Source organism: Macrococcus epidermidis (assembly GCF_003259695.1).
GTDB lineage: Bacteria > Bacillota > Bacilli > Staphylococcales > Staphylococcaceae > Macrococcoides > Macrococcoides epidermidis.
Map to the genome: position 1 here is coordinate 215,386 of NZ_PZJH01000001.1, position 17,529 is coordinate 232,914.

General features: G+C 34.0%; 14 protein-coding genes and 2 pseudogenes. 14 read left to right on the top strand and 2 right to left on the bottom strand.

Translation table 11 applies throughout. The annotated features are described in order from the left end of the window. Positions 1–182: 182 nt before the first annotated feature. The 4 genes from BHU61_RS01235 to ltaS all read left to right on the top strand — a co-directional run bounded on the left by BHU61_RS01235 (position 183) and on the right by ltaS (position 5,982). Positions 183–755 (top strand): anthranilate synthase component II, encoded by a 573-nt coding sequence (locus BHU61_RS01235; protein WP_111714259.1) that lies wholly within the window; start codon positions 183–185, stop codon positions 753–755. Then, positions 745–2,478 carry a bifunctional chorismate-binding protein/class IV aminotransferase gene (locus tag BHU61_RS01240; RefSeq protein WP_111714260.1) on the top strand — a complete coding sequence of 578 codons (1,734 nt, stop codon included), beginning with the start codon at positions 745–747 and terminating at the stop codon, positions 2,476–2,478. The genes BHU61_RS01235 and BHU61_RS01240 overlap by 11 nt, the downstream gene beginning before the upstream one ends. Before the next feature lie 384 nt (positions 2,479–2,862). Beyond that, positions 2,863–3,825, top strand: coding sequence for a 5-oxoprolinase subunit C family protein (locus BHU61_RS01245; protein WP_111714261.1), 963 nt, complete (start codon positions 2,863–2,865; stop codon positions 3,823–3,825). A 219-nt stretch (positions 3,826–4,044) separates the two neighbouring features. Further along, positions 4,045–5,982: a polyglycerol-phosphate lipoteichoic acid synthase LtaS gene (ltaS, locus tag BHU61_RS01250; RefSeq protein ID WP_111714262.1), complete on the top strand. Its 1,938-nt coding sequence runs from the start codon at positions 4,045–4,047 to the stop codon at positions 5,980–5,982. A 48-nt stretch (positions 5,983–6,030) separates the two neighbouring features. On the opposite strand, the gene BHU61_RS01255 is transcribed toward ltaS, so the two are convergent. Then, the gene (locus BHU61_RS01255) at positions 6,031–6,843 is read right to left on the bottom strand and encodes a ZIP family metal transporter (protein WP_111714263.1); all 813 of its coding nucleotides are present in this window, start codon (positions 6,841–6,843) and stop codon (positions 6,031–6,033) included. A 144-nt stretch (positions 6,844–6,987) separates the two neighbouring features. On the opposite strand from BHU61_RS01255, the gene BHU61_RS01260 reads away from it, so the two are divergent. The 6 genes from BHU61_RS01260 (at position 6,988) to BHU61_RS01285 (ending at position 14,957) form a co-directional block, all read left to right on the top strand. Continuing rightward, the gene (locus tag BHU61_RS01260; protein ID WP_111714264.1) at positions 6,988–8,862 is read left to right on the top strand and encodes an ABC-F family ATP-binding cassette domain-containing protein; all 1,875 of its coding nucleotides are present in this window, start codon (positions 6,988–6,990) and stop codon (positions 8,860–8,862) included. Between the two features lie 3 nt (positions 8,863–8,865). Then, complete coding sequence (gene recQ / locus BHU61_RS01265) at positions 8,866–10,635, top strand: DNA helicase RecQ (protein ID WP_111714265.1); 1,770 nt, start codon at positions 8,866–8,868, stop codon at positions 10,633–10,635. A 91-nt stretch (positions 10,636–10,726) separates the two neighbouring features. Then, positions 10,727–11,650 carry an ABC transporter ATP-binding protein gene (locus BHU61_RS01270; protein WP_111714266.1) on the top strand — a complete coding sequence of 308 codons (924 nt, stop codon included), beginning with the start codon at positions 10,727–10,729 and terminating at the stop codon, positions 11,648–11,650. Then, entirely contained in the window at positions 11,650–13,164 is a 1,515-nt protein-coding gene (locus BHU61_RS01275) for an ABC transporter permease/substrate-binding protein (protein WP_111714267.1), read from the top strand. The genes BHU61_RS01270 and BHU61_RS01275 overlap by 1 nt, the downstream gene beginning before the upstream one ends. Positions 13,165–13,259: 95 nt before the next feature. Beyond that, entirely contained in the window at positions 13,260–14,318 is a 1,059-nt protein-coding gene (hisC, locus tag BHU61_RS01280; RefSeq protein WP_199798204.1) for a histidinol-phosphate transaminase, read from the top strand. Between the two features lie 108 nt (positions 14,319–14,426). Beyond that, a complete protein-coding gene (locus tag BHU61_RS01285; protein WP_099580267.1) occupies positions 14,427–14,957 on the top strand; it encodes a 5' nucleotidase, NT5C type in 531 nt (176 codons plus the stop codon). 57 nt (positions 14,958–15,014) lie between these two features. On the opposite strand, the gene BHU61_RS01290 is transcribed toward BHU61_RS01285, so the two are convergent. After that, the gene (locus BHU61_RS01290) at positions 15,015–15,929 is read right to left on the bottom strand and encodes a diacylglycerol/lipid kinase family protein (protein WP_111714268.1); all 915 of its coding nucleotides are present in this window, start codon (positions 15,927–15,929) and stop codon (positions 15,015–15,017) included. On the opposite strand from BHU61_RS01290, the gene BHU61_RS13735 reads away from it, so the two are divergent. The 4 genes and pseudogenes from BHU61_RS13735 to BHU61_RS01310 all read left to right on the top strand — a co-directional run. Next, positions 15,924–16,103, top strand: a complete 180-nt coding sequence (locus BHU61_RS13735) for a (4Fe-4S)-binding protein (protein ID WP_111714269.1) — start codon at positions 15,924–15,926, stop codon at positions 16,101–16,103. The two genes, BHU61_RS01290 and BHU61_RS13735, sit on opposite strands and share 6 nt — an antisense overlap. A 246-nt stretch (positions 16,104–16,349) precedes the next feature. Next, positions 16,350–16,487: pseudogene (locus BHU61_RS13720) on the top strand (GNAT family N-acetyltransferase); the annotation flags it as partial. 49 nt (positions 16,488–16,536) lie between these two features. Further along, a complete protein-coding gene (locus tag BHU61_RS01305; protein ID WP_170122473.1) occupies positions 16,537–17,133 on the top strand; it encodes an alpha/beta hydrolase in 597 nt (198 codons plus the stop codon). 131 nt (positions 17,134–17,264) lie between these two features. Further along, a pseudogene (locus BHU61_RS01310) lies at positions 17,265–17,528 on the top strand (oleate hydratase); the annotation flags it as partial. Between the last annotated feature and the right edge of the window lies 1 nt (position 17,529).

A 17,529-nucleotide genomic window follows, 5' to 3' on the forward strand; every position in this document is an offset into this window, starting at 1 on the left:
TTCCTCTTTTCAATAAAAAAAGACACCTTCCCCTAGCAAGATGTCAAACTAGTTTTTTATAGAGGGTATGTGCTAGGAACCTCTTATTAAATTTCGTTTCTCATTATAACATATTAAAGCTATAATAAAATCATTAAATCAATAAAAGCGTTTTCCATTAAAAAAATAAATGAGGCATTTAAATGATACTTATGATTGATCATCACGATTCGTTTACATATAATATTGTGCATTACATAGAGCAGTTAGATGAAAATGTCGTGACAAAGACAATAGATGAAATCACTATAGAAGATATAAGAAAAATAAATCCATCGCATATTATTTTATCGCCAGGACCAGGTCATCCTAGAGAAGCGAAATTGGCACATGACATTTTAGATAAATTTGGTGGAACAATACCGATACTTGGTGTCTGTTTAGGGTTTCAGGTTATTATGATGCATTATAATAATGTAATAAAGCAGTTAAGACCGGTACACGGTCATCAGGTAGATATCTTTCATGATGGTAATATGATTTTTAAAGACATTGCTTCACCTACAAAAGTAGCTAGATATCACTCGTTAGGGCAAAATGGAGAAGTAGAATTACCACTTAAAAAGACTGCCTGGACAGAAGATAACATTATTATGGGTATTCGTCATGAAGCGTTAGCGATTTACGGCATTCAGTTTCATCCGGAATCGATTCTTACAACTGATGGATTAAAGATGTTAGCATCATTCATTAAAGGAGATATATATGAAAGCTGAAATTAACTTTAAATATATTGCTGAAAAAAATAGGAACTATCATTTTAAGTTCGAACAACCATTTAAGATTGTTGTTGTTAACGATGCAGATAAAGTTGAAGCAGCACTGCGTGAAGCGGAAACAAGTGGATATATTGTGCTTACAGTGATGAAATATGAAGCGAGTAGATTGTTCGATCCTTTGCTTAGTACAAAAGATAGCGACCAGTTAATAAAATTTTATTATTTCAATCGTGAGAGTTTGATAAATAAGTCTTTCAATGAAGAGGCACCAAATATAACTCTTGATTTTCAATTTATGAATGATAAAGCACATATCATAAAACAGATTGAAGCTATTCAGCAGGAAATCAGATTAGGCAATACGTATCAGGTGAATTACACGACAAGACTGCTGGCGAAGAATAATGAACGCAATCTTTATCACGTTTATGAAAAGCTCTCAAAGCAGCATGGTGATTATACTGCATATATTGAAGATGACACACAAACAATCGTCAGTATCTCGCCAGAACTTTTCTTTCAGTATGATTTCAGCACAAAAGAGGTTCTGACGAAACCGATGAAGGGTACGATGCCAACGGACAGCAATCCAGTGAAAGACACACAAAACTTTCAGTTTTTAAAAGACTCAGTCAAAGATAGAGCTGAAAATGTGATGATTGTCGACTTATTACGCAATGATTTGAGTAAAATCGCAAAGAAAGGTAGTGTAAAGGTACCACATCTCTTTACGATTGAGCGATTTAAATCGGTCTACCAAATGACTTCAACAATCACTGCTACATTAGAAGACAAAGGTTTATATGATATCATGAAAGCATTGTTTCCGTGTGGTTCGATCACAGGAGCACCGAAACAGTCAACGATGAACATCATCAATCGTCTTGAAGACACAGAACGTTCAGTATATTGCGGCACAATAGGTTTAATCGTACCAAATGAAGTTGCAATCTTTAACGTACCGATTAGAACGCTTGAATATAAGCATAATGAGGAAGTAGTGACATATGGCGTCGGTGGAGGAATCACAATTGATTCGAATTCTGAACTTGAGTATGACGAAATGGTAGCTAAGTCCAAAATACTAGATTATATCCGTGATACAAGCGTAACTTTACCAGATGATTTCCATCTTATTGAAACGATGCGTGTTGAACGTGGAGAAATTAAAAGAAAAGCGTATCATAAAGCTCGAATGATGAAAGCATTGAATCATTTTAAGATTGATTATGATGAAAATGAACTAGATAGTCTCTTTGATTCAACCTTTCATGATATAAAAGAAGTTGAACCTTTCATGTTGCGAATCACAGTTGATTGTAATGGTAATATTTCTTCATCAATTAAGTCCATTGGCACATTTAATCATAAAGCAGCATTACGTTTGATGCATTTTAATAAAAAAGCGTTCCATCAAAATAAAACGTCAGTGCGTAGTCAATATGCATCTGAGGGCTTAACATTATTTCATGATGATACATATCTACTTGAGTTTAATATTGGCAATGCGGTTATCGAAAGTAAAGGGGTGTACTATACCCCAAAGCATGACTACATACTGAATGGATGTATGAGAAGTGCGCTACTGGATCGTGGTGAAGTGAAAGAAGCGCAAATTGAAGTAGCGACGTTTATTGAAAAGTATCGCGCTGGAGAAGTTAAATTATATATGATTAATAGTTTAAGAGAATGGGTTCAGGTAACATTACAATTAAAATAATATATTCCTGGTTTATTAATACACTCAAAAGCGTTATAATAAATGCTATTAAAGTGTAAAATCCGAAAATAGGTGAAGCGAATGATGAATTTCCTCATGATTTTATTTCTACTAGCAGGTTTATCGCTATTAGTCTATATAATGAATCGATATATCATCAAACTTTTTAAAGATGATAAGACGAATAATGCTCTGGTGATGTTATATGTGACGATGATCGCATCTATAATAATTGTTACGTTTATCGCTTTTTGTTTTAGAACCATATTGATTGATATCACCAATATATTCTACCGATCATAAGCGGTAGAATTTTTTTACGACTTTTGGCCGATGTAAAGGTTATATTAATATTGTAAATTAAATGAGAAGGGAAATATAACGATGTCTATCATATTTCAAACAGCAGGTATTTATACAACTTTTCAACAGTTAGAAACTAAAGAAAATGCTTCATTATCTTTAGATGGCCCATGTGATGCATTATCTCATATATTAGGAAATGCATTAGTAGGTAATCCGGTTAATACACCAACGATTGAAATGACTTTCCAGGCGCCGACCATACACTTTCGTGAACCGACGTTAATCGCTTTAATGGGAGCTGAGTTTTACGCTTATACTGATGAAAGACGTATTATGCCAATGAAAGTGCATCTTATGGAAAGAGGAGAAACGCTTTATTTTGGTCAACCTAAAAAAGGTACACGTGTTTATATGGCAATTGCCGGTGGTCTGCAAATCGATAGTTGTCGTTTAAAAGATACAGAAGATTATATTATTCAAGCAGGTGCTCGTTTTGAATTGGCGCGTAGTTACACACCATTTCAGAAAAAATTGTTCGAAAATATAGCGAAACGAAAAGAAACGACATGGGGTATTGATGCTTATTCACTGGCACGCATTTATTATTCAGATGTTTTTCATCTGGAGTCAGTAAGTGAGAATGAATTATCAGGTGAAACGAAACAAGCATTACAGGAAGATATTTATATCGTAACGAATCGGTTTGATAGAACCGGCTTTATTCTTGAAGGGAATATGATAAATTGTCCAGCATGCACCACAGATATCCGTATAAAACAAAGTGGCGCTTTACAGCTCACACAGGACGGGGATCTTGTTATTGTATTAAAGAGTATGCATCAGGACAATGATTTCTCATATATCGCTAATATTGCACCGTATCATTTACCAAAACTTTCCCAAAAGAAACCTGGGTCAAAATTGTACTTTAAATGGGTTTCCAAAAGTGAATTAGAACGACAACAAAAGAGTTATGAAAACTGGCTAAAGACGGTATTAGCACAAATTGAGTTTCTCCATCAAAAGGAATTGAATGTATAGACAAGTTTGTCACAATTCGGTCACTTTTTACACGAAAAAGATACTTATGAAGTAAAAACACTTGAAAATTTTGTGGAAACGGTATAAATTAATATATTGTACACAGAAAAAACATTACGTTTATGTTACAATATATAATAAAGTGTAAATGTAACTAAGTTATGATTAATATTATAAATAGCATCACGAAAGAAATGTTTGTTTAATGGAGGAAAACGTATGAAAGAAAAGAAAATATCGATATTTATGTTTTTTTTGTTGACAGTACTTGCTGTCTCACTAAAAACATATTTTGCATATTATATTGATTTGTCACTAGGTGTTAAAGGACTCGTTCAAAATTTAATATTACTCATGAACCCTTATAGTTTAGTAGCGTTAATCTTAAGTGTTTTTCTATTTTTTAAAGGTAGAAAATCTTATTGGTTTGTGTTTATTGGTGGTTTCTTACTGACATTCTTATTGTATGCTAATGTCGTTTACTTTAGATTTTTCTCGGATTTCATTACTTTCAGTACATTAAATCAAGTAAGTAATGTTGAATCAATGAGCGGGGCTTTATGGAGTTCGTTTGAGTGGTATGATTTTGTATACTTTATTGATACTTTTGCTTTTCTGTTTATTTTATTGTTTAGAAAAGAGAAGTTATCAACTAAATCATTTAAGAAAAAATATGTCCCTGTATTAATGGGAGTTTCAATTTCATTATTTTTCTTAAACTTAGCATTTGCTGAAACAGACAGACCAGAGCTTTTAACAAGAACATTTGATCATAAATATTTAGTGAAATATTTAGGACCGTTTAATTTTACGGTATATGACGGGGTAAAGACGATTCAAAATAACCAGCAAAAAGCATTAGCAAGTTCAGATGACTTAGCAAAAGTACAATCTTATACAAAGACAAAATATGCTGCACCAAATGGCGCAACATTTGGGATTGCTAAAGAGAAAAATGTCATTAAAATTCATTTAGAAAGTTTCCAGACTTTCTTAATCAATTACAAAGTCAATGGTGAAGAAGTAACACCTTTCTTAAATTCACTCGCAAGTGGACAAAAGGATTTTATCTATTATGATAATTTCTTCCATCAAACTGGACAAGGTAAGACGAGTGACTCAGAACTTACGATGGATAACAGTATATATGGTTTACCTCAAGGTTCAGCCTTCAGCTTAAAAGGCGATAACACATATCAGTCATTACCAGCAATCATGCATCAACAACAAGGATATTCAACTTCAGTGATGCACGGAGACTACAAAACATTCTGGAACCGCGATCAAATTTATAAGCATTTCGGTGTAGATAAATTCTATGATGCTTCTTATTATGATATGTCAGAAAAGAACTTAGAAAATTTAGGATTAAAAGATAAAGAATTCTTCGATGAATCTATTCCATTCCTAAAAGAAGAGAAAGCACCATTCTATTCACACTTAATTACTTTAACAAATCATTATCCATTTACTATCGATGAAACAGAAGCAACAATTGATTCACCGAATACAGGTAATCCAACGGTTGATGGATATGTTCAGACAGCACGTTATTTAGATGAAGCTGTACATGATTTTATCAATGATTTGAAGAAAGAAGGTCTGTATGATGATTCTGTAATCATTATTTACGGTGACCATTACGGTATTTCTGAAAATCATAACAAAGCGATGGAAAAATTATTAGGTGAAGAGATTACGCCTACTAAATTTATGGATTTACAACGTACTGGATTATTTATGAAAGTACCAGGCATAGAAGGAAGAGTTGATCATACTTATGCTGGACAAGTCGACGTCGCACCAACGCTATTACACTTATTAGGAATTGATGCTAAACCATACGTTATGTTTGGTACAGACTTACTTTCTAAAGCGCATAAAGATACTGTCGTGTTTAGAAATGGTGACTTTATTAGTCCAGAAGTTAAATCTATCAATGGCGTTTATTATGATAATAAAACGAACTTACCGATTGAAGATGTAGCTAAAAAGCAACAAGCAGTTGAAATTAAAAGAAGTGTAGAAAAAGAATTAGAAATGTCAGATTCATTATTAAATGGTGACTTATTACGCTTCTATAAAAATAAAGACTTCAAAAAAGTTGACCCATCAAAATATGAGTACATCAATGGTACTAAAGGGAAAGAAAAATAAAATTCAAAAAGACGAGGAAAATTTTCCTCGTCTTTTTCTATGTAATGATTATCCTAACGACACATCTAATATCATCATGATTGTAAAACCTAGCATCAAACCTAATGTTGCAAGGTCCGTATTATCTCCAGATTGTGATTCAGGAATTAACTCCTCAACGACAACGAATATCATCGCGCCAGCTGCAAATGCTAATGCATAGGGCAACATCGGTGTAATTAATAGTACAGCACCAGCACCGATCATTGCAAAGATAGGCTCTACGATTGCGGATCCATGCCCCATATTAAAAGAAAACCATTTTGATTTGCCGTCACCATGTATCGGTAAAGATAAAGCACTTCCTTCAGGGATGTTTTGTATACCAATCCCGATAGCAAGACCGATAGCTGCTAGGAGCATCTGTTCATTGCCTGAAACAACACCACCAAACCCAACACCAAGGGCAAGTCCTTCAGGTATATTGTGCATAGTAATCGCTAAGAATAATAAAGTTGACTTCTTTAAATTCGTTTTCGGACCTTCGTGCATATGGCTAGGCTGAGCTTTCGGATGGATATGTGGGATGATGACATCGAGTAATCTGATAAACATACCACCTAATAGAAATCCGATTGCTGCAGGAATCCAGGGAATCTGTCCATTTTCTTCACTGAATTCAATTGCAGGTGCTAATAGTGACCAGAATGATGCCGCGATCATCACACCTGCAGCAAATCCTTGCATTGTGTTTAATACTTTCATATTTACAGATTTAAATAAAAATACAACTGCTGCACCAAGTCCAGTCATAGACCAGGTAAATAAACCGGCTATTCCGGCCTGAGCAACAGGAGACAATTGACTAAACCATTCGAACATGTGTACCTCCTATAGTAAAAAAGTGTATAATATAATACTGAAGTTTATAATACATTAATATATCATAAAAAAACAAACCAGAATATCAAATTTGAATATCATACTGTGAGATATTGAAATGTATTATATGTGAGGAGAGCGAATATGGAAGCATATAAAATAGAAAATTTAACTAAACAATACGGTCTTAAAACAGTATTTGATGATATATCATTAAGCATATCTGTTGGAGATAAAATTGCACTTGTAGGTATAAATGGAACAGGAAAAAGTGCACTTCTGAAATGTATTGCAGAAATAGAAGATCACCATGGCGTAGTAACGCATCCGAAAGATTTTACAATTGAGTACGCAGCGCAACAACCAGTGTTAAATGAGTCGCTTTCGATCGTAGATAACGTAATCGATGAAACACATCCGGTTATGCAGAAATTTAAAAAGTACGATGCATTGCTCAAGCAAATGGAAACAGAAGTGAATGATCAACTTATTGAACAGTTAAGTATTATTCAACAACAAATAGAACAGCTTGATGGTTTCAGTTATCGTGCTGAAGCAGAATCAATCTTAACGAAACTTGGTATAAAAGATTTGTCTCAGCCCATTACCTCACTTTCTGGTGGTCAGAAAAAACGTGTAGCACTTGCGAAGTCACTTTTAAAAGCACCAGATTTATTACTGCTTGATGAACCTACAAACCATCTTGATTTCGAATCGATTCACTGGTTGATTACATTTATTAAACAGTATAAAAAGTCTGTATTAGTTGTGACACATGATCGTTATTTCCTGAATGAAGTAACGAATCGTATCGTCGAACTAAGAAACGGAAAACTTTATTTATATAAAGGTAATTACAACGATTACATCACACACAAAGCAGAATTAGAAATCATTGAAAGCAAACAGGAACAAAAAGAGAGACAGCTATATAAACAAGAGCTGGACTGGATGCGAAAAGGAGCAAAGGCACGTACTACAAAACAACAGGCACGTATTGACCGTTTCGCAAATATTGAGGATAAAGTTAAACAGCATCAAACGAAAGAGACGATGGAAATCAATCTTGCGCACAAACGTTTAGGGAAACAAGTCTTTGAATTCGAATCAATCGGAATGCAGTTTGAAGATAAAATCTTATTTAAAGATTTCAGCACAATCGTTCAAACATCAGATCGTATCGGTATCGTCGGACAAAACGGTACTGGAAAATCTACATTGCTAAATATTATTGCAAACGTAATGAAGCCAACATACGGAGAGATGATCACAGGTCAGACAGTAAAGCTCGGTTATTATAAACAGGAAGATGTTAAGTTAAATCAGGATTTACGTGTCATAGATTTCCTGCGTGAAAAGGCAGAAGCTGCAACGACATCGACTGGAGAAAAAATATCTGTTACCCAACTACTTGAACGATTCTTATTTCCTTCAAGTATGCATGGTACATATATTCATCGTTTAAGTGGTGGAGAACGTAAACGATTATATCTACTCAGTATATTGATTGAAGGACCAAATGTTTTATTACTGGATGAGCCGACAAATGATCTTGATACAGAGACATTAACGATTTTAGAGGATTATTTAGAAAATTTTAGTGGTGCAGTCATTACTGTTAGTCATGATCGTTACTTCTTAAATAAAGTAGTGGATACATACTGGTTTGTTAATCATCAGCATATTGATAAAGTACTTGGAGATTTTAACGATTATTTAAGTTTTAAACAAATAGCAGATGAGCAGAAGAAACAGGATGCGCTTGTTCAGGAGAAAGCAATGCCAGAACAAGCTAAGCAATCAACACGTGTATCTTATAAAGATAAACGTCGTTTTGAGTTTCTATCTGAAGCAATTGAAACACTGGAAACTAAGTTAGAAGCAATCGATCAATCCATTGCAGCAGAGACGACAAATTATGATAAACTCAATCAATTAACGAATGAAAGACAGGCTTTGGAAGAGGAATATGAAACATACTATGAAGAATGGGACGAATTAAGTGAGCGAATGGAGTAAATCATGGAGAAAGTATTAAAAGAGTACTATGGTTATGAAACGTTCAGACCTGGTCAAAGCGAATTGATTCAAAATGCATTGGATAATCATGCAACATTAGGTATTTTGCCGACAGGTGGAGGTAAATCAATCTGTTATCAAATACCAGGCATATTAAAAGGCGGATTAACGCTTGTGATAAGTCCTTTGATTTCTTTGATGAAAGATCAGGTTGATAGCTTGAATGCGAGTGGTATTCATGCAGCATTTTTAAATTCAACACAAAAAATAAAGGAAACAAAACAGATAGAAACGGGTTTGATCAACGGTGATTATCAGTTTCTTTATGTGGCACCTGAACGATTTAATCAACGTCAGTTTATTCATTTGTTGTACCAATTAAATATCAATTTGATAGCTTTTGATGAAGCACACTGTATTTCAAAGTGGGGACACGACTTTAGACCAAGCTATCGCGAATCGATCAAAGCTGTAATGAGCTTACCGCATCCGTTTACTATAATGGCGCTTACTGCAACAGCAACTGTGGATGTCAAAGAAGATATATGTAATTTATTACATATTGAAAACCAATATGTGATTGAAACAAGTACGAAACGCGATAATTTAAAGTTTATGATCGACCCAACGTATCAGAAGCAAAAGCGACTATTAGAATTCATTGGAACACATAAAGAAGATTCAGGCATTATATATGCCAATACGAGAAAACAAGTCGAAAGTTTAAGTGAAGTGCTACATTTAGAAGCTATTGATCATGTCATCTATCATGCAGGTTTAAATAAAGATATGAAAGATGAACATCAATCAAAGTTTGTTAAAGATGATGTTAAAGTCATGATTGCTACCAATGCTTTTGGCATGGGTATCGATAAATCCAATGTGCGTTACGTTGTCCATTATAATCTACCTCAGGACATCGAAAGTTATTATCAGGAAGCAGGTCGTGCGGGACGGGACGGATTAGATAGTGAATGTTTACTCTTGTTTGGTGAGCAGGATATTAAATTACAGCAGTTTTTTATCGAGACGAGCAATGATGAAAATGTGCAGGAGCTAAAAAAAGAAAAGCTAAACAAGATGATCGCATATACAAAGACGAAACAATGTTTACAGTCGACCATTATTCATTATTTTAACCCTGATGAACATCTTAATAAATGTGGGAAATGTTCTAACTGTATACATGAAATAGAAAATTATAATATGACGACTGAAGCAAAGAAAATATTAAGCTGTATGATTCGTATAAAGCAACCGGTTCATAAATTATTGATTACTAAAGTATTGCATGGTGAGAAAGATGATTCAGTGACGCATCCGGGATACCATCAGCTCAGTACATTTGGATTATTGAAAGATTATCCTACAAATGCAATTCAGTCATTTATCGAAACGTTATTATTCAATGGATATATCATTGAACAAAAAGGTAAACTATTTTGTCACGAAAGTGCTAGGGAAATATTAACCGGAGATAAGCAGGTGATGACATATTACAAGCACGCATCTTATAATGAACGTGTAAAAATCACTACGATTGAAACAGTGGATGAAATATTACTGAAAACTTTAAAGGATGTGCGTAAATGTTTATCTGATGATTTATCTGTGCCGCCATTTACGATATTTTCAGATCATACGTTGCAGTTATTTGCCACGAAAAAACCAGTGTCAAAAGATGAAATGATTCTTATTGAAGGTGTAGGATCATATAAATTAAAACATTACTGTCCAGAATTTATTGACGCAATCAAAACATATTCGGCATGACAAGCAATTGTCATGTCTTTTTTTAAAAATATGTGTTTTAATTCAATATAATAGGCTATAAGTTAAACATTAACTTTTTAAGAGGTGGCATATGATACGTTTTGAAAATGTGACAAAGCAGTATAATGATAAAATTGCTGTTGATAATATTTCCTTTGATATTGCTGAAGGAGAATTTTTTGTTTTAATTGGTCCTTCCGGTAGTGGCAAGACAACGACGCTTAAGATGATCAATCGATTGATACCATTATCGAAAGGATATATTTATTTTAAAGATAGACCGATAAGTGATTATCAACTAGATCAAATGCGCTGGGATATTGGTTATGTGCTACAGCAAATAGCATTATTTCCGCATATGACGATTAAAGAAAATATTAGTCAGGTGCCATTGATGAAGAAATGGTCTAAGGATAAGATAGATGCACAAGCGGATCGTCTGCTTGATATGGTTGGTTTGCCTGCTGCTGAATTTAAAAACAGATATCCAAGTGAACTGTCAGGAGGACAACAACAACGTGTAGGTGTAGTCCGTGCTTTAATGGCTGATCCACCTGTTATACTGATGGATGAACCCTTTAGCGCACTTGATCCATTATCAAGAGAGAAGTTACAGGATGATTTAATTCGCCTGCAATCAGAAATACATAAGACAATCGTTTTTGTTACACATGATATTAGTGAAGCATTGAAATTAGGAGATCGTATTTGTTTAATGAACGAAGGACATATTGAGCAGATTGGTACACCAGAATCTTTTATCAATCATCCAAACAATGAATTCGTAAAATCATTTATCGGTGATAATGCAAATCATGTTACATACGTACGCAATTATATTGAATCTGATAGAAATGTTGTTACTACTGCTGCTATTGATGCCAATGCATCTGCTAAAGAAATGTTTATACTATTAAGTCAGCATGAATATTTGACTGTTACTGAAGCGGGACAAACAATCGGTGTTATTTCGCGTGACAATGTATTTAAACAATTAAGTCAGGAGGCGAAATAATGAAGGCATTTATTAATACTTTTCAAGAACGTAAATGGGAATTGCTACAAACATTATTTGAGCATATTCAAATATCATTTATTGCTTTACTGATTGCAACTTTAATCGCTATTCCGATTGGTATATGGCTAACAAGACATACAAAAATCGCTGAACCAATTATTAATATTGCTGCTATCATGCAGACAATACCTTCATTAGCACTGCTTGGTTTAATGATACCGTTTTTCGGTATTGGTCGAGTTCCTGCTATTATTGCCTTAGTAATTTATGCCTTACTACCCATCCTGCGTAATACGTATACTGGTATTAAAGAAGTGGATCCTTCTTTAAAAGAAGCTGCACAAGGTATTGGTATGAATACATACCGACAGTTAAAAAATGTAGAAATTCCACTTGCTATGCCTGTTATTATGGCTGGTATAAGAACTGCTATGGTGCTGATCATAGGTACAGCAACACTTGCAGCATTTATCGGTGCCGGTGGTCTGGGAGATTTAATTTTACTGGGTATCGATAGAAATAATATGAATATATTATTGCTCGGTGCAATACCTGCAGCCTTACTTGCGCTGTTATTTGATTTTGTACTAAAACGTATGGAGAAATTAAGTTATCGTAAGATGATGATTGTTACAGGTTTACTGTTATTAACATTTCTATTAGTCGCGATTTGGCCATTATTCTTCCAGAAGGATAATCAAATGAAATTTGCAGGGAAATTAGGTACAGAACCAGAAATCATTACCAACATGTATAAATTAATCATTGAAGACAAGACCGATGTTAATGTTGATATTGAACCTGGTATGGGTAAGACAACGTTCTTATTTAACGCTTTGAAATCAGATGATATTGATGGTTACCTGGAATTTACGGGGACAGTATTAGGTGAGATTACAAAAGAAGATGCAAAATTTACGACTGAAAAAGAAGTATATCAACAGGCAAATGATAGTATCAATAAAAAGTATCAGATGTCACTATTAAAGCCAATGCAATATAATAATACGTATGCACTGGCTGTAAAAAAAGAATATGCAGATAAATATCAATTGAAATCAATCAGTGATCTACAAAAAGTAGAATCCACAGTCCGTGCAGGTTTTACTTTAGAATTTAACGATCGTTTGGATGGTTATAAAGGGATTCAGAAGAAATATGGGATTAAGTTTGATAATGTAAGAACGATGGAACCGAAAATTCGTTATCAGGCAATCGAGCAAGGAAAAATTGATCTGATTGATGCATATTCTACTGATGCTGAATTAAAAAAATATGGCATGGTCGTATTAAAAGATGATAAACATCTATTCCCTCCTTATCAAGGGGCACCATTATTAAAAGATGAAACGATTAAAGAACATCCGGAAGTGGTGAAGGCACTCAATCAATTAGCCGGTAAGATCACTGATGAAGAAATGCAGACGATGAACTATGCTGTAACTTATCAGAATAAATCACCGGAAAGTATAGCGCGTGCGTATTTAAAGAAAGAAAAACTGATTAGGTAATAAAGGTCAGATCATCGAAATATTTGTATCAAATTGTCATTTCATATATCATGATTCTAATATACTTTTATATATTAGAGAAGGTAGGGATATTTTTGAAACCACAATTAAAATCATTACAAGTGTATTCGGCTGGATTATCTGATGAAGCTTTAAAGCGTAAGACCGGTTATGAAGGTGAATTTAGCAGACTTGCTTCAAATGAAAATCCAATTGGCCCAACGCCTAAAGTAAAAGAAATGTTAGCAAAGTCTTTGACAGGTTTAAATTATTATCCAGATCCAGAAGCCAATGCATTAAAAGAAAAATTATCTGCATTTTATGATGTACCGGCTGAACAGATTTTTGTCGGTGCAGGTCTTGATGAAGTCATTATGTCGATATCTCGAGCAGTACTGGTTCCTGAAGGCGACGTTTTAACAAGTGAAGGTACTTTTGTACAGTATGCTACACATGCATTAATTGAAGGTACACATTTAAAAACAGTCCCACTAAAAGATGGTTACTTTGATCTAGATGCAATGGCGGAAGCGATAACAGATAATACGAATATAATATGGATCTGTAATCCGAATAATCCTACTGGAACGTATGTAACTGAAACTGAATTAAGAACATTCTTAAGTAAAGTACCTCAATCAATTACTGTTGTGTTAGATGAAGCTTACTTTGAATTTGTAGATGCAAAAGATTATCCGGATGGCGTCAAGTTATTAAAAGAATTTCCAAATTTAATTATATTACGTACATTTTCTAAAGCGTATGGATTAGCAGCAATGCGTGTAGGCTACGCAATGACTTCGAAAGCATACGTAAGTGAATTTAATAAGGTAAAGCTACCTTTTAATGTTACTACTTTGTCTTTACTGGCTGCTATTACTGCTTTAGAAGATCAGGCCCATTTAAAGAAATATGTTGCATTAAATAAAGCACAACGTGAGCAATTATTTGCAAAACCATACAGCAAACATTTTCTGCCGAGTCAGACGAACTTTATCTTTATTAAGACAAATCAGCCACAAGCGTTGTTTGACACTTTCATTCAACATGGTGTCATATCTCGTCCTATGCCAATTGGTGTTCGCGTAACCATTGGACAAATTGAGGATAATAAAAAGATTGATGCTGCCTTAACAGCATTCTTTGGTGAATAATACTAAGCTAAACGATATGGTAAACGTATCGTTTAGCTTTTTTAATGCATTGATTTATAATAGAAATTAAGCGATAAATTTCTTTAAAAATATAAATGAGGTGTAAGAATGAAAAAGTCAATTGCAATTGATATGGATGAAGTATTAGCTGATACGCTAAAGAAAGTAATCTTTCAATTTAATGAAAGTACGGGAATGTCTTTAACGAAAGAAGATTTATATGAGAAAAAATTGCGTACTGAATATCCAGAGCATGTCGATAAACTAGATGAATTATTACTTGATCGTGCATTTTTTAGAGATTTAGAAGTTTTACCTGATGCAATTCGTGTCGTTGAAAAATTAAATGAGCATTTTGATGTTTATATTGCAACAGCAGCGATGGATGTTCCAACTTCATTTGATGCGAAGTATGAATGGTTACGCGAACACTTTCCATTTTTAGATCCTCAGCATTTCATTTTCTGTGGTAATAAAGGTGTTGTAGGAACAGATTATTTAATTGATGATAACCCAAGACAACTGGCAGCTTTTAAAGGTACTGGTCTAATCTTTGATGCTGTGCATAACCAAAGTATAAAGGAATACGACAGAATGAAGAGCTGGCTGGATGTTGAAAAGTATTTCTTTGAAGATTAATGCGTTAATCTAATATAAAAATAAAAGGCAGGTGACAAAAGTCACTTGCCTTAAATATTATTCATTGATAACAACACGATCTGTTGCCGTGAGTATTTTTAGTTTACTAGGTATTACTTGAATTGAAAGTGGTGTTTCAAGATCAATTTCGCCATCCACATCGACATCCATCGCTTTATTTGTATTGATCGTAATATTTTCTCCCGAATAATGTTCGATATTCTGGCTGATTTCATTCCAGTTAATTTCTGACTTCATAGCAATCATTTCAGTAAATAGCTTCAAACCACTTTCTCTGAAGATAAATACATTTAGCTTGCCGTCGTTAGGTGATAGTTCAATTAAAGGAATTTTATTACCACCGACGAAAGCACCGTTCGCTACAACAATCATAGAAGATTCTCCATGATATTTTGTACCATCAATCTCGATATCATATTTAAAGAAAGTTGGGTTTGTAACATTTTTTATCGTTGAAAAAAGATAGCTGAATTTCCCGATTTTACTTTTAGCATCAGGATTAACACTATTTGAATTTTCAACGATAAGACCCATTCCTGCAAAGTTGAGTGCATATCGCTCATTCGTTTGCATAACGTCATAATATTTCACTTCTGCAGTTAATAATTGCTCTACCGCTCTTACTGGGTTTGGATGGAGATTTAAAGTCTTTGTAAAGTCATTAAATGTACCGCCAGGCAGTATACCGATTGGAACATGGTGATCCCCATCGATAATACCATTGATGAGTTCATGTACAGTACCATCCCCACCTAAGATAAGATAAATATCAAAATCTGATTTACCTTCTTTTAAGTAAGTATATATTTCACCTTGTTCTCCACTGCGATAAATTGTTAAATGGTCGATAAATCTTGTTAAACTTTTAGATACTTCACCGATGATTTGATGTACATCGCCTTGGCCGGCATGATCATGATAGAATAATATACCTGTTTTAAATTTTTGCATAAAGTTTCACCCCATTCTCAATATTTTATCATATCCTACTATTCCCGTTTTATATTTATTAAATCATATCAAAATAATGACATTACAGTTCATTTCGAAGCTTCTAGATGTATACATGGTACTGAATGTAGGGAAGGTTTACCACAAGTTTTCGATGTGAATATACGACCCTGAATTGATGTTACAATGCATCGAAAGAGGAAATTACAGAAGTAATAAGTTGTTCTAGTGGTGCATTGACATTTACAAGAGACGACCATTTTGAGGAAAGTTATCCTACTACAGTGATAAGAACAGGTCCAGATGTATATCGGTCATGTACATGCACCTAAAGCGTTAATGACTTATTTTCAATCTAAAGAAGGTCATATGATTATAAATCATACTGTACTGTCTAGCGAACTGTAAGGGCAACATGTCGGTCAATCTCTAGTAGATTTTGCAGCAAATTATGCGAGAGAAAACAATTTGAAAGTTATACCTGTATACCCGTTTGCGAAACAGGTTATGACAAATGATAGTAAATATGATGATATACTTGCAACAGCAGGGGAATAATATTAAATAACACTTCTTTAATGAAGAAGAGAGGGAGATTAATATGACGATGAAACATATTATAAACAACGGTAATAATGATACAACATTGTTATTATTACATGGGACTGGTGGTAATGAACAAGACATGTTACCTCTTAGTGGTTTAATAGATAATGATGCAAACGTATTAAGCGTAAGAGGAAATGTCAGTGAGCAAGGTATGCCTCGTTTCTTCCGCAGAATCGCTGAAGGTATATTCGACGAAGAAGATTTAGTGAAACGTACACACGAACTTAATGATTTTATTACAACAACTGCTCAGGAGAATAATTTAAACCGTAATAATGTTGTAGCAGTAGGATACTCTAATGGTGCAAATATTGCAGCAAGTTTAATGTATCATGATAAAGATGCATTACATGCTGCAATTCTATTCCACCCGATGGTACCACTTCGTAATATTGAATTACCTGATTTAACAGGTAAGAAAGTATTTATCGGTGCTGGGGTGAATGATCCAATATCACCGAGACAAGAAACTGAAGAACTTGCACAAACATTAACAGCGGCTGGTGCAGATGTTGAGATTTTCTGGCATCAATCAGGACATTCTCTAACACAAGAAGAAGTACAGCATGCTGCTGAATGGTATAAATCACTATAAAATAAATAATCACTGAAGATGCAGTTTCACATTAAACGCTATTGCATCTTTCGAGCTTTTATTTTAATTTTTTTCGATTCTTGATGATTATTGAAAAAGTATCCACCGATAAAAAGCAAAAGTAACAACACACAGTATTTGCAACGGAATATTCTGTAAGAACCGCAATGGAAGCAGTTTATAAATTGCTTGATAAAGATCGTGGTGTACCAGAAGTTTTTGGTTCAGTATATGATATACGCATGTTACTTCATGCTATTTCGGTATTAAATGATGGTAAGAAGTTAGAAGAATTGGATATGCCATTCTATGAAAAGATTGTAGAGAAAAGACGCATGAAAAAAGTAAAAGACACTTTTATTGAAGAGTTGCTTGAAAAAGCTAAATTAATATAAA

Excerpts from the sequence above, each read along its gene's own strand:
- BHU61_RS01235 (WP_111714259.1), top strand. The coding sequence starts at position 183 with ATGATACTTATGATTGATCATCACGATTCGTTTACATATAATATTGTG.
- BHU61_RS01240 (WP_111714260.1), top strand. The coding sequence starts at position 745 with ATGAAAGCTGAAATTAACTTTAAATATATTGCTGAAAAAAATAGGAAC.
- BHU61_RS01245 (WP_111714261.1), top strand. The coding sequence starts at position 2,863 with ATGTCTATCATATTTCAAACAGCAGGTATTTATACAACTTTTCAACAG.
- ltaS (WP_111714262.1), top strand. The coding sequence starts at position 4,045 with ATGAAAGAAAAGAAAATATCGATATTTATGTTTTTTTTGTTGACAGTA.
- BHU61_RS01255 (WP_111714263.1), bottom strand. The coding sequence starts at position 6,843 with ATGTTCGAATGGTTTAGTCAATTGTCTCCTGTTGCTCAGGCCGGAATA.
- BHU61_RS01260 (WP_111714264.1), top strand. The coding sequence starts at position 6,988 with ATGGAAGCATATAAAATAGAAAATTTAACTAAACAATACGGTCTTAAA.
- recQ (WP_111714265.1), top strand. The coding sequence starts at position 8,866 with ATGGAGAAAGTATTAAAAGAGTACTATGGTTATGAAACGTTCAGACCT.
- BHU61_RS01270 (WP_111714266.1), top strand. The coding sequence starts at position 10,727 with ATGATACGTTTTGAAAATGTGACAAAGCAGTATAATGATAAAATTGCT.
- BHU61_RS01275 (WP_111714267.1), top strand. The coding sequence starts at position 11,650 with ATGAAGGCATTTATTAATACTTTTCAAGAACGTAAATGGGAATTGCTA.
- BHU61_RS01285 (WP_099580267.1), top strand. The coding sequence starts at position 14,427 with ATGAAAAAGTCAATTGCAATTGATATGGATGAAGTATTAGCTGATACG.
- BHU61_RS01290 (WP_111714268.1), bottom strand. The coding sequence starts at position 15,929 with ATGCAAAAATTTAAAACAGGTATATTATTCTATCATGATCATGCCGGC.
- BHU61_RS01305 (WP_170122473.1), top strand. The coding sequence starts at position 16,537 with ATGAAACATATTATAAACAACGGTAATAATGATACAACATTGTTATTA.